Genomic DNA, 15,645 nt, shown 5'->3' with positions numbered 1-15,645 from the left:
GCCTCACGCGTCCCGGTACGCCTCCAGCAGTCGCAGCCAGACCTCGCTGATCGTCGGGTAGGACGGGACGGCGTGCCACAGGCGGCTGATCGGGACGCGCCCGGCGACGGCGACGGTCGCGGAGTGGATGAGTTCGCCGACGCCGGGGCCGACGAGGGTGACGCCGCGAAGGATCTCTTCCTCGAGGTCGACGACCATGCGGGCACGGCCCTGGTAGCCGTCGGCGTACAGGCCCGCCCCGGCGACGGTGGACAGGTCCACGTCGACGGCCTTCACCCGGTGACCCGCCTGTTCCGCCTCGGCCAGGGACAGGCCCACGGCCGCGGCCTCCGGGTCGGTGAAGACGACCTGGGGGACGGCCGCGTGGTCCGCGGTCGCGGCATGGGCGCCCCAGGGCTCGGCGAGGAGGGTCTTGCCGGTGGCCCGCGCGGCGATGGCGGCGCCCGCGATGCGGGCCTGGTACTTGCCCTGGTGGGTGAGGAGGGCCCGGTGGTTCACGTCCCCGACCGCGTACAGCCAGTCGTGGCCGGTCACGCGGAGACTGTCGTCGACCGGCAGCCAGGAGCCGGGGTCGAGGCCGATCGATTCCAGGCCGATGTCGTCGGTGCGCGGAGCGCGGCCGGTGGCGAAGAGGATCTCGTCGGCCTCGATGCGCTCACCCGCGTCGGTCACGGCGATGACGGTGCCGTTCTCCCGGGTCACCAACTTCACCGAGGTGCCCGTACGGACGTCCGCTCCGGCCTCGGTGAGTGCCTCGGCGATCAGTTCTCCCGCGAAAGGCTCCATCCGCGGGAGCAGGCCCTTGCCGCGGACCAGCAGGGTGACCCGCGAGCCCAGAGCCTGCCAGACGGTGGCCATCTCGGTGGCGACCACTCCGCCGCCGACGACGATCAGCCGGCCGGGCACCGACTTCGAGCTGGTGGCCTCCCGGCTGGTCCAGGGCTTGACGGTGTCCAGTCCCGGCAGGCCGGGCAGGGCGGCGCGGCTGCCGGTGCAGACGGCGACGGCGTGCCGTGCGGTCAGGAGGCGGTCACCGCCGTCCGGGCCGGTGACCGTCACCTCGCGGGGGCCGGTGAGGCGTCCGTGGCCCCGGTACAGGTCGGCGCCGACGGAGTCGAGCCACCCGACCTGGCCGTCGTCCTTCCAGTTCGAGGTGTAGTAGTCCCGGTGGGCGAGGACCGCGGAGGCGTCGAGGGGGCCCTGCACGGACTGGAGCAGGCCCGGTACGCGGCGGGCGTCCGCGCGGGCGATCACCGGCCGCAGCAGGGCCTTGCTGGGCATGCATGCCCAGTAGGAGCACTCGCCGCCGACCAGTTCGCTCTCCACGACCGCGGTGGTCAGTCCCGCCGCGCGGGTGCGGTCGGCGACGTTCTCCCCCACGGGCCCGGCCCCGAGCACCACGACGTCGTACGTGTTGGTTTCCGTTTCCGTCATGGGGGTCAGTCTGGTGGGTGGTGTGCGCCCTGGCCACATGGGTAGGGGCGCGGAATACGTGTCCGGTCGGCCGTGTTGTGCCGACGGCTTGACCCCACACCAGGAAGAGGGATTTACGCCATGAGCAGCACCGTGGAGCTCACCAAGGAGAACTTCGACCAGACGGTCACGGACAACGAGTTCGTCCTGATCGACTTCTGGGCGTCCTGGTGCGGGCCGTGCAAGCAGTTCGCACCGGTCTACGAGAAGGCGGCGGAGGAGAACCCGGACCTCGTGTTCGGCAAGGTGGACACCGAGGCGCAGCCCGAGCTGGCCGCGGCCTTCGGCATCCAGTCCATCCCGACGCTGATGATCGTCCGTGACCAGGTCGCCGTGTTCGCGCAGCCGGGCGCCCTGCCCGAGGCCGCGCTGACGGACGTCATCGGTCAGGCCCGCAACCTGGACATGGACGAGGTCCGCAAGGCGGTCGCCGAGCAGCAGGCCCAGCAGCCGGCCGAGTGACCCGGCCCGGGGCCCGGACGGCCGGGCCCTCGGGCAGGGGGCGAAGCTCCTAGAAGGGGTAGGGAGCGACGTCTCCGCGTACCGTCGTCCAGCGCAGTTCGGTGAAGGCCTCCAGATTGGCCTCACCGCCGAAGCGGGCGCCGGTGCCGGAGGCGGCGACCCCGCCGAAGGGCGCCACGGCCTCGTCGTTCACGGTCTGGTCGTTGATGTGGACGATGCCGGTCGGGATGCGCTCGGCGAGGTCGAGGCCGCGGGCCGGGTCCCTGGTGACGATGCCCAGGGAGAGGCCGTACGGGCTCTGCGCGGCCAGCGCCGCCGCCTCGTCGGCGGTGGTGAACGGGCGGACGGGCGCCACCGGGCCGAAGACCTCCTCCGTGTAGGCGGGGGTGCGGTCGTCGACGTGAGCGAGGACGGTCGGCCGGTAGAAGAGCCTGTCGTGGGTGCCGCCGGCGGCGAGCTTCGCGCCCGCGGCCGTGCTGGCGTCGACCAGGCCGCTGATCTTGGTGAGCTGACCCGAGTCGATGATGGGGCCGAGGTGGACCTGGTCCCGGTACGGGTCGCCGACGGCGAGTGAGTCCGCCTTGGCGGCCAGCCGCTCGACGTACTCGTCGTAGAGGGACGCGTGCACCAGATGGCGTCCGGTGGTCATGCAGATCTGGCCCTGGTGGAAGAACGAGCCCCAGGCGGCCGTGGAGATCACCGCGTCGAGGTCGGCGTCCTCCAGCACGATCATGGCCGAGTTGCCGCCCAGTTCCAGGTGGGCCCGCTTGAGGTGACGGCCGGCGGCCTCGCCCACGGCCCGTCCGGCGGCGGTGGAACCGGTGAAGGAGATGACCGGCACGCGCGGGTCGGCGACCAGGGCCTGCCCGGCGTCCGGGCCGCCGGGCAGCACGTGCAGCAGGTCCTCCGGCAGGCCCGCGGCGGCGAAGACCGCGGCGAGGGTCAGCCCTCCGCAGACGGCCGTGCGCGGGTCCGGCTTCAGCAGGACCGCGTTGCCCAGCGCCAGAGCCGGGGCGACGGAGCGGATGGACAGGATCAGCGGCGCGTTGAACGGCGAGATCACGCCGACCACACCGGCCGGGACGCGGCGCGTGTACGACAGGCGCGGCGCCTCGCTGGGCAGGACCTGCCCGGCCGGGCGGGAGGCGAGAGCGGCGGCCTCGTAGCACTCCTGGGCGGCGACGTGCAGCTCGAAGTCGGCCTTGCCGGGGACGGATCCCGATTCGCGGACCAGCCATTCGCGCAGTTCGGCGGCGTGTGCGGTGAACAGGTCGCCGGCCTTGCGGAGGACGGCGGCGCGGGCGAAGTGCGGGGTGCGTGCCCACGCGGTCTGGGCGGCGGATGCCCGCCCGGCGGCGGCCTCGACGTCCTGGGGGCCGGCGAGGGCGAGGGTGCCGAGGGCTTGGCCGGTGGCTGGCTCGGTGACGGTGTACCCGGGCCCCGAGAGACTGCGGGGCTGCCAGGTCCTCGTGTCGAGCAACGGCATGACGGCTCTCCGATCGATCGGTCACCGGCTGACGGGCGACGCGGAACTCCCGTACGTGCGCGGCCGGTTCGGCGGTCACATGGCGGAACGCACCGAGCGGGCGCAGCGGTGTGCGCCGCCGCCCGCGCGGGAACGCGTCCCCGTTTTGTTGAGCATGCAACATCCTAGCCGTGCCGCGCCCCGCGGACCGGGCCGTCCGCCCCATATCCACCGTGGGCCGCGGCGTCGCGCACCTCCGCGGGTCAACTGGATTCGCGATGCAGCACCGTCGCCCCCAGCAACTTGTGCGCCTCGGGCTCGGTGGCGGGCCTGCGCACCGCGCGGTCGACCAGTTCGGCCAGTTCACGACCGGAGGGCAGCCGCAGCCGGACCGTGCTGAGCCGGGGCCGCAGCAGCCGCCCGAGCATCAGGTCGTCGGCGCCGATCACGGCCGTCTCCTCGGGGATGCGGATGCCCTCGTCCAGCAGGGCCCGCATCAGCAGCATCGCGTACTCGTCGTTGTAGGTGAACACGGCGTCCAGGCCCAAAGTCCGCCAGCGGGCGGCGAGGTGTGCCGCCGCCTGTTCGTCGTAGGCGAGGGGCAGTTCGGTCACCGTGGCGTCCGTGCCGCACACCGACTGGCGCACGCCGTCGAGGCGTGGTGCGGAGAACGCCTCCAGTCCGGGCTCCTGCGGGACGACGACCCCGATCCGGCGCCGGCCGCGGTCGTAGAGGTGGGCGCCCGCGCTGTGGCCGACGACGTCGTGGTCCATGAGCAGCGCGTGCGCGCCCTCGATGGTCTCCGGCCCGAGGGTGACCACGGCCCGCGCCCCGGAACGCTTGAGCACCGCCACCCCGCGCGGGCCGAGCCCGGAGCCGGGTACGAGCACGGCCACCGGCCGCAACTCGGCCCAGGCGCAGGCCGCTTCGTCACCGTGCGGTCCGCCGGTGCCGTGCTGCACGACGGTGTAGTCCAGGGTGGCGAGCGAGGCCTGGAGGTCGGTGAGGAACCGGCTGTAGAGGGGGCCGACGGGGAAGGTCGGCGCGGGGATCAGCACCATGCGGCTGTGCCCGGCGCGCAGACTGCGGGCCGCCGCGTGGGGGACGTAACCGAGTTCCCTCGCGGCCTCGCGCACGCGGCGACGGGTGGGCTCGCTGATCCGTACGGCGCTGGTGTTGTTGAGGACGTAGGAGACGGTCGCGCGCGAGACGCCGGCCAGGCGGGCCACATCGGCGCTCGTGGGCACGGAGCGCGACGGTGCGGGGGACGGGGGCGCGGGCGTTTTCGGTATCTGCACCATGACGTACGGCATCTTGGCAGAAGCCCCAAGGCCCCCTCGCGGCGGGGGAGTTGTGAGAAACCCGTGAGCGCTCACGGAGTACGGTGGCGCTCAGGGGCAGGCGGTACCCGCACCCGTCACCCGGTCGACCAGGTCGATCCACGCGGCCTCCAGACGGGCCAGGGGGGTCCCGCACTGCCTGGTCAGATGGTGGATCAGGGCCGGGTCGAGCTGGCCCATCAGCGCGTGGGAGAGGAGATCGCAGTCCGCCTCGGGGACGGCCTGCCGCAGCAGCATCTCGATGTGGTGCCGCAGGACGCGGCGGGCGGGGGTGACGAAGCGGCGACCGGCACCGGGCTCGGCCGCCAGCTGGAGCTCCAGGTCGTCGGCGGAGCGGCGCAGCATGGCGCAGCCGAACGCCCGCAGTCGCTCCACGGGCGGCGCTCCGGGTCCGAGCGGGGGCGGGCCGGTGAGGAAGGCGGCCTGGAACTTCTTCTCGGAGTGGTCGAGCAGGGCCGTCAGCAGGCCGGTGCGGTCGCCGAACCTGCGGAAGACGGTGCCCTTGCCGACGCAGGCCTCGGCGGCCACGGCCTCCATGGTGACGGCCTCCGCGCCGCGCTCCGCCACCAGGCGCCCGGCGGCCTCCAGCAGCCGGGCACGGTTGCGCGCGGCGTCGGCCCGCAGGCACGGCTCGTCGCCTTCCAGGGAGGCGTCGAGCTGCAGCAGCTCGGGGCGGTCGACGGGCTCCTGGGGCGTCGGGAAGGGGGGCGGGGCGGCGGACATGAAGCCAGCGTAAAGCATCGGGAACAAAACTGGACCACGGTCCGGTTAGGATGCTAGAACCTTAAACGGACCCCGGTCCGGATCGTCAGTGTCCTCAGCAGCCCCTCAGATGTGGGAGTCAGCATGTCCGTTCGTATCCTCGCCCTCGTCGGCAGCCTCCGCGCCGGTTCGCACAACCGCCAGCTGGCCGAGGCGGCCGTGAAGCTCGCCCCCGAGGGTGCCGAGGTGAACCTGTTCGAAGGCCTGGCCGAGATCCCCTTCTACAACGAGGACATCGACGTGGAGGGCAGCGTCCCGGCCGCCGCCGAGCGGCTGCGCGAGGCCGCGAACGCCGCCGACGGCCTGATCCTGTTCACCCCCGAGTACAACGGCACCATCCCGGCCGTGCTGAAGAACGCCATCGACTGGCTGTCCCGCCCGTACGGCGCCGGCGCCCTCAGCGGCAAGCCCGTCGCCGTGGTCGGCACCGCGTTCGGCCAGTACGGCGGTGTCTGGGCGCACGACGAGACCCGCAAGTCCGTGGGTGTGGCCGGCGGCAAGGTCCTGGAGGACGTCAAGCTGTCCATCCCCGGCTCGATGACCCGTTTCGCCGAGACGCACCCGGCCGACGACGCAGAGGTCGCCGAGCAGCTGACCGAGGTCATCGCCCGTCTGCACGGTCACGCCTCGGAGCCCGCCGCGGCCTGACGGCACACCTCGCCCCGGAGGGGGCCGGGACCAGGAAACGGCCCCGGCCCCCTCCGGCGCGTCGGCGGCAGCCGCTCAGACCGGCTGCGGCTCGCGGTCGCGCCGGTGGATCGGCCTGGCCGAGCCGGTGAGGGGGGCGCCCGTGCCGCCGTGCCGTGCCGCGACGATCTCCGCGGCGATCGACACGGCGGTCTCCTCGGGCGTACGGGCGCCCAGGTCGAGGCCGATCGGAGACCTGAGCCGGGCCAGCTCGTGCTCGCTCAGACCCGCCTCCCGCAGCCGCCGTTCGCGGTCCGCGTGGGTGCGTCGGGAGCCCATCGCGCCGATGTAGGCCACGGGCAGCCGCAGCGCCTCCGTGAGCAGCGGGATGTCGAACTTCGCGTCGTGGGTGAGCACGCACAGCACCGTGCGCCCGTCGGTCACCGTGCGCCGGAGGTAGCGGTCGGGCCAGTCGACGACGACCTCGTCGGCCTCCGGGAAGCGGGCCCGGGTCGCGAAGACGGGGCGTGCGTCGCACACGGTGACGTGGTGGCCGAGGAACTTCCCCGCCCGCACCAGGGCCGCCGCGAAGTCGATGGCACCGAAGACGATCATGCGCGGCGGCGAGGCGGCCGACTCGACGAGCAGCGTGATTCCGCCGGGGCAGTGCGCCCCGTCCTCGGTGAGGTCCACGGTGCCGGTGCGTCCGCCGGCGAGCAGGGCACCGGCCCGGTCGAGCGCGGTGCGGTCCAGGCCCGGGGCGCCGCCGAGACCGCCTTCGCAGGAGCCGTCGGGGCGGACCAGCAGGGCCCGGCCGAGGAGGCCGGACGGGCCCCGGACCACCCGGGCCAGGGCCACGGGTTCCTGCCGGGCGGCGGCCGCCAGGGCGGCCGCCTCGGCCGCACGACCGCCCGTGAACGGGGTGACCATGACGTCGATCGTCCCGCCGCAGGTCAGCCCCACCGCGAACGCGTCCTCGTCGCTGTAGCCGAACCGCTCGACCACCGTCTCGCCGTCCTGGAGGGCCTGGAGGCACAGGTCGTACACCGCTCCCTCCACGCACCCCCCGGAGACCGAGCCGACGGCCGTGCCGTCGGCCCGGACGGCGAGTGCGGCGCCGGGAGGGCGCGGGGCGCTGCCGCCCACGGTGACCACCGTGGCGACGGCGAAGTCCCGGCCCTCCTCGATCCACTCGTGCAGGGTGCCCGCGAGATCAAGCACCGGCGCCCGCCAGCAGCACCCGGTCGGGCCGGATCGGCAGGTTCCGGTGGCGGACGCCGGTGGCGTGCCACACCGCGTTGGCGACCGCAGCGGCCGCGCCCACGATGCCGACCTCGCCGATGCCCTTGATGCCCACGGGGTCGTCCGGGTCATGGTCGTCGACCCAGTCGGCCTCGATGTGCGGTACGTCGGCGTGCGCGGCGACGTGGTAGCCGGCGAGGTCGGCGCCGTACAGGCCGCCGCTCGTGCGGTCCCGGACGGCTTCCTCGTGCAGGGCCATGGAGATGCCCCAGGCCATGCCGCCGACGAGCTGGTTGCGGGCGGTGAGCGGGTTCACGATCCGGCCGGCCGCGAAGACGCCCAGCATCCGGCGTACGCGGACCTCCCCGGTGGCGGGGTCGACGGCGACCTCGGCGAACTGCGCGCCGAAGGAGTGCCGCTCCTTCTGGGCGAGGGCGCCGACGGCCCGGGCCGTGTCCGACCGTACGGTGACGCCCTCCGCCGGGATATCGGCGCCGGGCGCGAGGCTGCGGCGCAGTTCCCCGGCCGCCTCCATGACGGCCCAGCCCCAGGAGCGGGTGCCCGCCGAACCGCCGGCGATCATCGCGGGGCCGAGGTCGCTGTCCCCGATGCGCACCCGGACCCGGTCCGCGGGCACCTCCAGGGCGTCCGCGGCGACCAGGGTGAGCGCGGTCCTGGCGCCGGTGCCGATGTCCGCGGCGTTGATCCGCACCGTGAAGGTGCCGTCCGCCTGCGCCGTCACGGAGGCCGTGGACGGCATGGCCATCACGGGGAAGGAGGCCGCCGCCATGCCCGTGCCGAGCAGCCAGCGGCCCTCCCGGCGCAGCCCGGGCCGCGGGTCCCGCCCGGCCCAGCCGAACCGTCGGGCGCCCTCGCGGAAGCAGGCGATCAGGTTGCGGCCGCCGAACGGCAGCCCGGAGACCGGGCCCACCGCGGGTTCGTTGCGGATCCGCAGTTCGATGGGATCGACGCCGCACCGCTCGGCGAGTTCGTCGAGCGCCGACTCCAGGGCGAACGAGCCCGGCGCCTCGCCCGGGGCACGCATCCAGGTCGGGGTGGGGACGTCGAGTTTCACGACCCTGCTGGTGGTGTGGTGGGCGTCGGCGGCGTACATCGAGCGGCTCGCCGCCGCGCTCGGCTCGACGAAGTCGTGCACGGTCGAGGTCTGGTTCAGCGACCGGTGCTCCAGGGCGCGCAGCCGCCCGTTCGCGTCGGCGCCGAGCCTGACCCGCTGGGCGGTGGGGCTGCGGTGGCCGGCGAGGGAGAACATCTGCCGGCGGGTCAGGACGACCCGGACGGGGCGTTGCAGCACGGTCGCGGCCATCACGGCGGCCACCTGGTGCGCCCGGGTGCCCTTGCTGCCGAAGCCGCCGCCGACGTGCTCGGAGCGGACCCGCACGGAGGCCGGGTCGAGGGAGAAGAGCTTCGCGAGCTCGTCGGCGACCCAGCCGGTGCCCTGGTTGGAGTCGACGACCTCCAGCCGGCCGCCCTCCCAGCGGGCCGCCGCCGCGTGCGGCTCCATCGGGTTGTGGTGCTCCTCGGGGGTGGTGTACTCCGCGTCCACCACGACGGCGGACGCCGCGAGCTGCGCCTCCAGGTCGCCCTTCTCCGCCACGGCCGGAGTGTGCCCGTCGAGCGGGTACGCCTCGGACGCGCGCCGCGCGGAGAACGCGACGTCGTGCGGCTCCTGCTCGTAGTGCACCACGAGGGCCTCCGCGGCCTCCCGGGCCTGCTCGGACGTCTCGGCGACGACCAGGGCCACCGGCCAGCCCATGTGGGGCACCCGGTCGTGCTGGAAGAGGCCGGTGCTCGGGTCCGGCGGGACGCCCATCATGCCGGTGAAGCCGGTCTCGACGCGCGGGGCGTTGCCGTGGTGGAGCACGGTGAGGACACCGGGCATGCCGAGCACGGCCCCGGCGTCCAGGGCGCGGACACGGCCGCGGGCCACGGCCGACAGCACCAGCCAGCCGTGGGCGAGGTCCGCGAAGGGGATCTCGCCGGCGTAGCGGGCCGCGCCGGTGACCTTGTCGCGGCCCTCCACGCGGGTGTGCGCGGTGCCGGCGCCGCCCCTGGTGGCGGTGGTCATCGGGCGGCCTCCTCGGCGAGTTCGCTGAGCACGGCCACGACGAGGTTGCGCATCAGGGTCACCTTGTATCCGTTGTGGGGCAGGGGCCGGGCGGCCGCCAGTTCGGCGTCGGCGGCGGCCGCGAAGTTCCCGGCGTCGGCCGGGGCGCCGGTCAGGACGCGTTCGGCCGTGCGGGCGCGCCAGGGGCGGGAGGCGACCGCGCCGAACGCCAGGCGCACGTCGTGGACGCGGCCGTCCCGTACGTCGAGCGCGGCGGCGACGGAGCCGATGGCGAAGGCGTACGAGGCCCGCTCACGCACCTTGCGGTAGCGGGAGTTGGCGGCTGTGGCGGTGGCCGGGAGGGTGACGCCGGTGATGAGGGCACCCGGCGGCAGGGCGGTCTCCAGGTGCGGGGTCTCCCCCACCGGCAGGTACAGGTCGGCGAGCGGCAACTCCCCCGGCCCGGCCGCCGTTTCGTAGCCGACGAGCGCGTCGAACGCGGCCAGGGCCACGCCCATGTCGGACGGATGGGTGGCCACGCAGTGATCCGAGGCGCCCAGGACGGCGTGATGGTGGTGCTCGCCCTCGATCGCGGGGCAGCCGCTGCCGGGGACGCGTTTGTTGCAAGGGGAGTTGATGTCGGTGAAGTAGCCGCAGCGGGTGCGCTGGAGCAGATTGCCGCCGACGGTGGCCATGTTGCGCAGTTGCCCGGAGGCGCCGGCCAGCACCGCTTGTGCCAGGGCCGGGTAGCGGCGTCTGACCTCGGGGTCGGCGGCCAGGTCGCTGTTGGTGACGGTCGCGCCGATGCGCAGCCCGCCGTCCTCGGCCGGTTCGACGCGGTTCAGGGGCAGTTCGGTGACGTCGACGAGCCGGGCGGGCCGTTCGACGCCGGTCTTCATGAGGTCGACGAGGTTGGTGCCGCCGCCGAGGAACCGGGCTTCCCCGTCGCCGTCGAGCAGTGCCACGGCGCCGGAGACGTCGTACGCCCGCTGGTAGCCGAACTCCCTCATGCCGCGGCTCCGTTCGTCTGCTGGGCGGCCCGGGCGACGGCCTGGACGATCGACACGTACGCACCGCAGCGGCACAGGTTGCCGCTCATCCGTTCGCGGATCTCCTCCGGGGTCAGCGGCGGGGGGCCCGCCTCGGGCCGGACGTCGCCGGTGACCGCGCTCGGCCAGCCGGCCGCGTGTTCCTCGATCAGGGCGATGGCCGAGCAGATCTGACCCGGGGTGCAGTAGCCGCACTGGAAGCCGTCCAGGTCGAGGAACGCCTGCTGCACCGGGTGCAGTCGATCGCCCTCGGCCACGCCTTCGATGGTGGTGATCTCGCGTCCTTCGGCCGCGACCGCCAGGTGCAGACAGGCCACCTTGCGGCGGCCGTCGACCAGGACGGTGCAGGCGCCGCACTGCCCCAGGTCGCAGCCCTTCTTGGTGCCGGTCAGGTCCAGGCGCTCACGGAGGGCGTCGAGCAGGGTGGTGCGGTGGTCGACGGTCAGCGTGTACTTCTCGCCGTTGACGGACAGGGTGAGGTCGCTGGACGTCGATGGGGGCATGGAAGCCTTCTCTCTCACATCGCGAGGTCTGGGGCGGGGCCGCTGCCGGCGGTGGTGCCGGTCCGCAGCCGTGCGGATGCGAAGCGCGCCTGCGCGCAGCGCGCCGGACGCGGGGTGTCCGCACGGGTGGCCCGCCGATACGATGGAACAAGCGGACAGTTGTCCGCTACTCGGGAAACGTAACGGACAGCTGTCCGGTTAGCAAGGTCCGGTTTTGGCCGCGGACCGCGAGGAGTACGAGTGCGGCAGAACAAGGACGCCCCCCTGCGCTCGGACGCGCAGCGCAACCGCGAGCGCATCCTGGCGGTGGCGCTGGAGGAACTGACACGTGCGGCGGACGTCCCGCTGAGCGCGATCGCCAAGAAGGCGGGCGTCGGACAGGGCACCTTCTACCGCCACTTCCCCACCCGCGAGGCACTCGTCATGGAGATCTACCGGCACGAGATGCAGCAGGTCGCCGACACCGCGGCGCCGCTGCTGGAGAGCCGGGAGCCCGACCGGGCGCTGCGCGAGTGGATGGACCGGCTGGCACGGTTCGCCATGGCCAAGGCGGGCCTCGCCGACGCGATCCGCCAGGCCACGAGCGCACCGGGGCAGCCGGCGAAGCCCGGGCACGCCCCGGTGACCGAGGCGGCCGAACTGCTGCTCCGGGCCGCGGAGGAGGCCGGCACCATCCGCCCGGGGGTCACCGCGGACGACCTCTTCCTGGTCATCGGCGGGCTGTGGACGATCGACCCCGGTACCGACTGGCAGCCGCGCGCCACCCGCCTGCTGGACTTCGTCATGGACGGGCTGCGCGTGGGGGCACCCCGGGGGTGAGGCGCTCGGGCCCCGGCCCGGCGGCGCCTGCGAGCGGTCCGGCCGTCTCCCGTCAGGCGACCGCCGTGGGCGCCAGGGCCCGGAGTTCCGCCAGCGCGGCCGTCACCGCCGGCCGGGCGTGACCCCCGCTCCTGGTACAGGCCAGGAGCTTGCGGTGGGGGTTGCCGGTGCAGCGGACCCGGGTGATCGGCAGCTGCGGGGACAGCTGGGCCAGGCGCGGGACGAGGGCGACGCCGAGCCCATGGGCCACGAGGTGGGCGCAGACGTTCCAGTCGAGGGCGTGATGGACGACCTCGGGGGTGAATCCGGCCGCGCCGCAGGCGGACAGGACGTGCGGACGGCAGGGGCTGTCCTGCACGGGCGCGATCCACGCCTCCCGCGCGGCCTCGGCGAGATCGACGCGGGCCCGCCCCGCCAGCCGGTGCCCTTCGGGCACGACGAGGTCGAACGGGTCGTCGAGCAGCGGCTGCTGGACGAACCGCGTGTCGCTCAACGGAGGGTTGTACGGGGTCACCTCGACGACGGCCAGGTCGGTCTCGCCCTCGAAGAGCAGGTCGAAACTCTCCGGCACACCCGCCTCGGTGATCCGGACGGACAGGCGCGGATACAGGTCCCGCAGCCGGGCCGTCATGGGCGCCAGCAGCACCGAGACGGCCACCGGGAAACCGGTCACCCGCAGCACCCCGGAGGGCGCCCCGTGATCGGCCCGCAGATCCAGTTCCGCCTGGTCCCACCGGGCCTGGATGGCGTCGGCGTGCGCGAGCAGGCTCTCGGCGGCGGCGGTGAGACGCACCCCGCGCCCCTGCGGCTCCAGCAGGTCGACGCCCAGGTCCCGGGCGAGCTGCCGGACCTGCTGGGAGGCGGCGGAGGGCGTGAAGTGCAGGGCCCGGGCGGCCGCGGTGACCGTGCCGTAGTGGGCGACCGCCCTCAGGACGTGCAGCCTGCGCAGGTCAATCATGAAGCCCAGGCTTCACAATGATGTCCGCAAAGTCAACCTGGACGTACACGGATCCGGAGCCGCACGCTGGCTGTGTCGCGACGATTCGACCAGCCACGACGGACGAGGAGCCCGCCATGACCAGCACCGACATCACCTCCTGCCCGCACTGCGGCCGGCCGGACGGCGCCGGGCCGTTCCGGGTGCTGTCCCGCCACAGCACCGCGGCGGGCCACACGGAGTGGGCACGCTGCCGATGCGGCTCGCTGCAGGTACGGGTCGCCGACGGTCGCGGGACGCGCGTCGTCTCGCGCAGCAGGCCCGCGGCGCCGGCGGGTGCAGCGATCACCTGAACCCGCGGAGAGGTCCCGTTTCGGCGCGGTCTCCGGCCGGGGCAGTCATGCGCGAAGGCGGCGGGCCGTCAGGGGCAGTCGTACACGAAGCCGGGGGCGGGCCGTCAGGGGCAGTCGTACACGAAGCCGGCGGTGGCCGTGCGCGGAGTTCCCGAGAGGATGCGCAGTTCGGCCCGTGCCGTGCGGTGGCCCGGGCCCTGGAAGGTCCAGCGCAGGTGAAGGCGGGTCCGCGTCTGGCCCCGGGCCAGCACCTCCTTCAGGACCTCCGAGGCAGTGCCGTCGCTTCGGACCCAGCGGTAGGACAGCGTGCCCGGGCGGCCGTTGGTGGTGACGACGGCGACGAGGTCCGCGGTCGCGTCACAGCCCAGGGACGTCGGCCGGGCCGTGACCGTCACCGTGCTCACCTTCAGCGGCGGCCCGAGGCGCTGCCAGGCGAGGAACGCGAGGACGCAGACCAGGACCAGCGCGGGCAGGGCGTGTCTGCGCAGCCGCCGGAACCGGGGTGCCGCCGCTGGCGGCGGGACGGCGGAGAGCGTCCGCCGGGTGCGCTGGTGCGCGGCGGTCACGCCCGGCCCGAAGCGCAGCACGGTTCCTTCGACCCGGTCGGGGAGCGTCGGCCCCGCCTCCGCCCGCTCCACGAGGGTCTCGCCGGCTCCGGGCCGCTGGATCCAGTGGCTGGCGAGCACCGTGGCGCTGTACTCCGCGTCGGCGCCGGGTCCGCGCTCGTCGTCGTGTGCGGTCATCGGAGGTCGCACCGCCGGGTCAGGAGCTGCTGCGAGGCGCCGCCGTCGGCGGCGGCCGGATTCGTGGTGGCCTGCACCGTCCAGTAGCAGCCGGGGTTCAGGAAGGTGTGGTCGACGCTGATCGTGTACTGGGTGGCGCCGCTGCGCTCGAAGGTCTGCGACGCGCCGTCCGCGGTGCCGGGCTGCCCCGCCGTGTCGCCCGCGAACCAGGAGACGGTGATGGTGACCGGGCCGGTGCCGTCCGTGGTGACGCCGAGGGTCGCCGTGGCGGTCGTGGGGCCCGTCTGCCGGAAGCCGGACACGGTGACGTCCTTGACCGCGGGACCGGTGGGCGGGGCCGGGGCGGTCGTCGTGGCCGTCGACGGCGTCACCGTGTCCGTCACCGCGGGAGCGGCCGTCCCCGCGCCACCGGAGGTGCCCGAGCCGCCGGAGCTGCCGGGCGGGGTGGCGGAGGCCGGGGGCGCACCGGTGCCGGTGGCCTCGGAGGCGGAGCCCGAAGGCGTGGGGGACGGTGACCCGCCGTCCGAGGCGGTGGGGGTGGCCTGCGGGGAATCGGGGGCCGGTGCGCCGGAGGCCGCGGGCCCCGCACCGGATCCGGCACCGGTGGTGGCCAGGGCCTGCGCCGCCCGCTGAGCCGCAGTGCCCGGGTCGTACGGCAGCCCGTACGTCAGGAGGGCGCCGAGGAGCACGGCCGCGGCGGACATGAGCAGTCCGGCGCGGCCGGGCAGCCACGGGTGCGCCCGGCCGGGGCGCGGCGCCTGGTTCAGCACCGTGCGAGCGGTGTCCGTGGTGCTGCGGGGGGCGGTGCGGGCCGACGGCAGCAGCAGCGGCAGCAGGGCCACCAGCGCGGCGAGCCTGCCCCGGCCGCGTTCCTCCCAGTCGGGACCGCAGGCGATGCCGGCGGCCGTCTCCAGTTCGGCGACGAACACCTCGGCCTGTGCGGGCCGTTCCGCCGGGTCCTTGGCGAGACCGCGCCGCACCAGCTCCCGCACCGCCTCGGGGACCTCCTCGGCGGGGACGGGCGCGTCGAGGTGCCGTAGCGCGAGCTCCGCGACGTTGTCCCCCGCGTACGGCTTGTGACCTGTCAGGCACTCGAAGAAGGTGGCCGTGGCGGCGTACACGTCGGCGGCGGGCGAGGCGGGTGCGCCGGTCCACTGCTCGGGGGCCATGTAGGAGGGCGTTCCCGCCACACCGCCGCTGGTGCCCGCGTCCACCGCGATGCCGAAGTCGACGAGCTTGGAGGACCCGTCGGGTACGACCAGGACGTTCTCCGGCTTGTAGTCGCGGTGGACGACGCCGAGCCGGTGCGCGTCGGCCAGGCCGAGCAGGGACCCCTTGAGGACGACGAGCGCGGCCTCCGGTGCCAGGGGGCCCTCCTGCCTGAGCAGCGTGCGCAGCGGGACGCCGTCGACCAGCTCCATCACGATGGCGGCGCCGTCCGGGCTCTCCACGTACTCGTACAGCCCGGCGACATGGGGGCTCTCCATGCCGCCGAGCAGCCGGGCCTCAGCCCGGAAGTCGTGCACGAACCCCGGCCGGGTGCGCAGCGATTCGCTCAGGTACTTCACGGCGACCGGCACGCCGGTCTCCTCGTGCACGGCGAGGACGACACGGCCGCTGGCCCCTGACCCGAGCTCGAGCGACTCGGTGTATCCGGGTACCGCCCATGCGTTCATTTCCAACCCCCCGAGGCGGCCGCTCCCCAGCGGCAGGCCACACGCTCGGAGACACATCTTTCGGCCACCGCGGTTCCATGGCCAGAAAGACGCGCGAGGCGTGCCCGGACCGTGACAAAGACCCCGTCG

15 protein-coding genes are annotated in these 15,645 nt (G+C 74.3%); 4 read left to right on the top strand and 11 right to left on the bottom strand.

Going from position 1 to position 15,645, the window contains the following annotated elements; genetic code table 11:
• Positions 1–3: 3 nt before the first annotated feature.
• Positions 4–1,434 (bottom strand): NAD(P)/FAD-dependent oxidoreductase, encoded by a 1,431-nt coding sequence (locus AB0937_RS23005; RefSeq protein WP_366714067.1) that lies wholly within the window; start codon positions 1,432–1,434, stop codon positions 4–6.
• 120 nt (positions 1,435–1,554) lie between these two features.
• On the opposite strand from AB0937_RS23005, the gene trxA reads away from it, so the two are divergent.
• The gene (trxA, locus tag AB0937_RS23000; protein WP_248502103.1) at positions 1,555–1,935 is read left to right on the top strand and encodes a thioredoxin; all 381 of its coding nucleotides are present in this window, start codon (positions 1,555–1,557) and stop codon (positions 1,933–1,935) included.
• A gap of 49 nt (positions 1,936–1,984) precedes the next feature.
• Here the strand turns inward: trxA and AB0937_RS22995 are convergent, their stop codons facing one another.
• The 3 genes from AB0937_RS22995 to AB0937_RS22985 all read right to left on the bottom strand — a co-directional run bounded on the left by AB0937_RS22995 (position 1,985) and on the right by AB0937_RS22985 (position 5,463).
• Positions 1,985–3,421 carry a benzaldehyde dehydrogenase gene (locus AB0937_RS22995; RefSeq protein ID WP_366714066.1) on the bottom strand — a complete coding sequence of 479 codons (1,437 nt, stop codon included), beginning with the start codon at positions 3,419–3,421 and terminating at the stop codon, positions 1,985–1,987.
• Positions 3,422–3,663: 242 nt separating this feature from the next.
• Entirely contained in the window at positions 3,664–4,701 is a 1,038-nt protein-coding gene (locus AB0937_RS22990; RefSeq protein ID WP_366714065.1) for a LacI family DNA-binding transcriptional regulator, read from the bottom strand.
• Positions 4,702–4,791: 90 nt separating this feature from the next.
• The gene (locus AB0937_RS22985; protein ID WP_366714064.1) at positions 4,792–5,463 is read right to left on the bottom strand and encodes a helix-turn-helix domain-containing protein; all 672 of its coding nucleotides are present in this window, start codon (positions 5,461–5,463) and stop codon (positions 4,792–4,794) included.
• A gap of 123 nt (positions 5,464–5,586) precedes the next feature.
• Between AB0937_RS22985 and AB0937_RS22980 the strand changes: the two genes are divergently transcribed.
• Positions 5,587–6,150 carry an NAD(P)H-dependent oxidoreductase gene (locus AB0937_RS22980; protein ID WP_366714063.1) on the top strand — a complete coding sequence of 188 codons (564 nt, stop codon included), beginning with the start codon at positions 5,587–5,589 and terminating at the stop codon, positions 6,148–6,150.
• A gap of 75 nt (positions 6,151–6,225) precedes the next feature.
• Here AB0937_RS22980 and AB0937_RS22975 read toward each other — a convergent pair whose 3' ends face one another.
• From AB0937_RS22975 to AB0937_RS22960, 4 genes are read right to left on the bottom strand one after another with little or no spacing between them, the layout of a single operon-like run.
• The gene (locus tag AB0937_RS22975; RefSeq protein ID WP_366714062.1) at positions 6,226–7,350 is read right to left on the bottom strand and encodes an XdhC/CoxI family protein; all 1,125 of its coding nucleotides are present in this window, start codon (positions 7,348–7,350) and stop codon (positions 6,226–6,228) included.
• A complete protein-coding gene (locus AB0937_RS22970; RefSeq protein ID WP_366714061.1) occupies positions 7,343–9,457 on the bottom strand; it encodes a xanthine dehydrogenase family protein molybdopterin-binding subunit in 2,115 nt (704 codons plus the stop codon). Before AB0937_RS22970 ends, AB0937_RS22975 begins: the two co-directional genes overlap by 8 nt.
• Positions 9,454–10,446, bottom strand: a complete 993-nt coding sequence (locus AB0937_RS22965) for a xanthine dehydrogenase family protein subunit M (protein ID WP_366714060.1) — start codon at positions 10,444–10,446, stop codon at positions 9,454–9,456. Before AB0937_RS22965 ends, AB0937_RS22970 begins: the two co-directional genes overlap by 4 nt.
• On the bottom strand, positions 10,443–10,988 hold the full coding sequence (locus tag AB0937_RS22960; protein ID WP_366714059.1) for a 2Fe-2S iron-sulfur cluster-binding protein: 546 nt from the start codon (positions 10,986–10,988) through the stop codon (positions 10,443–10,445). The genes AB0937_RS22965 and AB0937_RS22960 overlap by 4 nt, the downstream gene beginning before the upstream one ends.
• 240 nt (positions 10,989–11,228) lie before the next feature.
• Between AB0937_RS22960 and AB0937_RS22955 the strand changes: the two genes are divergently transcribed.
• On the top strand, positions 11,229–11,807 hold the full coding sequence (locus AB0937_RS22955; RefSeq protein WP_366714058.1) for a TetR/AcrR family transcriptional regulator: 579 nt from the start codon (positions 11,229–11,231) through the stop codon (positions 11,805–11,807).
• 52 nt (positions 11,808–11,859) lie between these two features.
• Here the strand turns inward: AB0937_RS22955 and AB0937_RS22950 are convergent, their stop codons facing one another.
• The gene (locus AB0937_RS22950; RefSeq protein ID WP_366714057.1) at positions 11,860–12,765 is read right to left on the bottom strand and encodes a LysR family transcriptional regulator; all 906 of its coding nucleotides are present in this window, start codon (positions 12,763–12,765) and stop codon (positions 11,860–11,862) included.
• A gap of 116 nt (positions 12,766–12,881) precedes the next feature.
• On the opposite strand from AB0937_RS22950, the gene AB0937_RS22945 reads away from it, so the two are divergent.
• Positions 12,882–13,097 (top strand): hypothetical protein, encoded by a 216-nt coding sequence (locus AB0937_RS22945; protein ID WP_366714056.1) that lies wholly within the window; start codon positions 12,882–12,884, stop codon positions 13,095–13,097.
• A 104-nt stretch (positions 13,098–13,201) separates the two neighbouring features.
• On the opposite strand, the gene AB0937_RS22940 is transcribed toward AB0937_RS22945, so the two are convergent.
• Both AB0937_RS22940 and AB0937_RS22935 read right to left on the bottom strand, forming a co-directional pair.
• On the bottom strand, positions 13,202–13,840 hold the full coding sequence (locus tag AB0937_RS22940) for a hypothetical protein (RefSeq protein WP_366714055.1): 639 nt from the start codon (positions 13,838–13,840) through the stop codon (positions 13,202–13,204).
• The gene (locus AB0937_RS22935; protein WP_366714054.1) at positions 13,837–15,516 is read right to left on the bottom strand and encodes a serine/threonine-protein kinase; all 1,680 of its coding nucleotides are present in this window, start codon (positions 15,514–15,516) and stop codon (positions 13,837–13,839) included. Before AB0937_RS22935 ends, AB0937_RS22940 begins: the two co-directional genes overlap by 4 nt.
• Positions 15,517–15,645: the final 129 nt, after the last annotated feature.

This window comes from Streptomyces sp. NPDC047880 (assembly GCF_040706515.1).
In the GTDB taxonomy this organism is placed as follows: domain Bacteria; phylum Actinomycetota; class Actinomycetes; order Streptomycetales; family Streptomycetaceae; genus Streptomyces.
The sequence above is the reverse complement of the archived record's forward strand: the minus strand, read 5'-3'. Positions and strand labels throughout refer to the sequence as shown.

Coding starts and splice junctions, on each gene's coding strand:
- AB0937_RS23005 (WP_366714067.1), bottom strand. CDS start 1,434: ATGACGGAAACGGAAACCAACACGTACGACGTCGTGGTGCTCGGGGCC.
- trxA (WP_248502103.1), top strand. CDS start 1,555: ATGAGCAGCACCGTGGAGCTCACCAAGGAGAACTTCGACCAGACGGTC.
- AB0937_RS22995 (WP_366714066.1), bottom strand. CDS start 3,421: ATGCCGTTGCTCGACACGAGGACCTGGCAGCCCCGCAGTCTCTCGGGG.
- AB0937_RS22990 (WP_366714065.1), bottom strand. CDS start 4,701: ATGGTGCAGATACCGAAAACGCCCGCGCCCCCGTCCCCCGCACCGTCG.
- AB0937_RS22985 (WP_366714064.1), bottom strand. CDS start 5,463: ATGTCCGCCGCCCCGCCCCCCTTCCCGACGCCCCAGGAGCCCGTCGAC.
- AB0937_RS22980 (WP_366714063.1), top strand. CDS start 5,587: ATGTCCGTTCGTATCCTCGCCCTCGTCGGCAGCCTCCGCGCCGGTTCG.
- AB0937_RS22970 (WP_366714061.1), bottom strand. CDS start 9,457: ATGACCACCGCCACCAGGGGCGGCGCCGGCACCGCGCACACCCGCGTG.
- AB0937_RS22965 (WP_366714060.1), bottom strand. CDS start 10,446: ATGAGGGAGTTCGGCTACCAGCGGGCGTACGACGTCTCCGGCGCCGTG.
- AB0937_RS22960 (WP_366714059.1), bottom strand. CDS start 10,988: ATGCCCCCATCGACGTCCAGCGACCTCACCCTGTCCGTCAACGGCGAG.
- AB0937_RS22950 (WP_366714057.1), bottom strand. CDS start 12,765: ATGATTGACCTGCGCAGGCTGCACGTCCTGAGGGCGGTCGCCCACTAC.
- AB0937_RS22945 (WP_366714056.1), top strand. CDS start 12,882: ATGACCAGCACCGACATCACCTCCTGCCCGCACTGCGGCCGGCCGGAC.
- AB0937_RS22940 (WP_366714055.1), bottom strand. CDS start 13,840: ATGACCGCACACGACGACGAGCGCGGACCCGGCGCCGACGCGGAGTAC.
- AB0937_RS22935 (WP_366714054.1), bottom strand. CDS start 15,516: ATGAACGCATGGGCGGTACCCGGATACACCGAGTCGCTCGAGCTCGGG.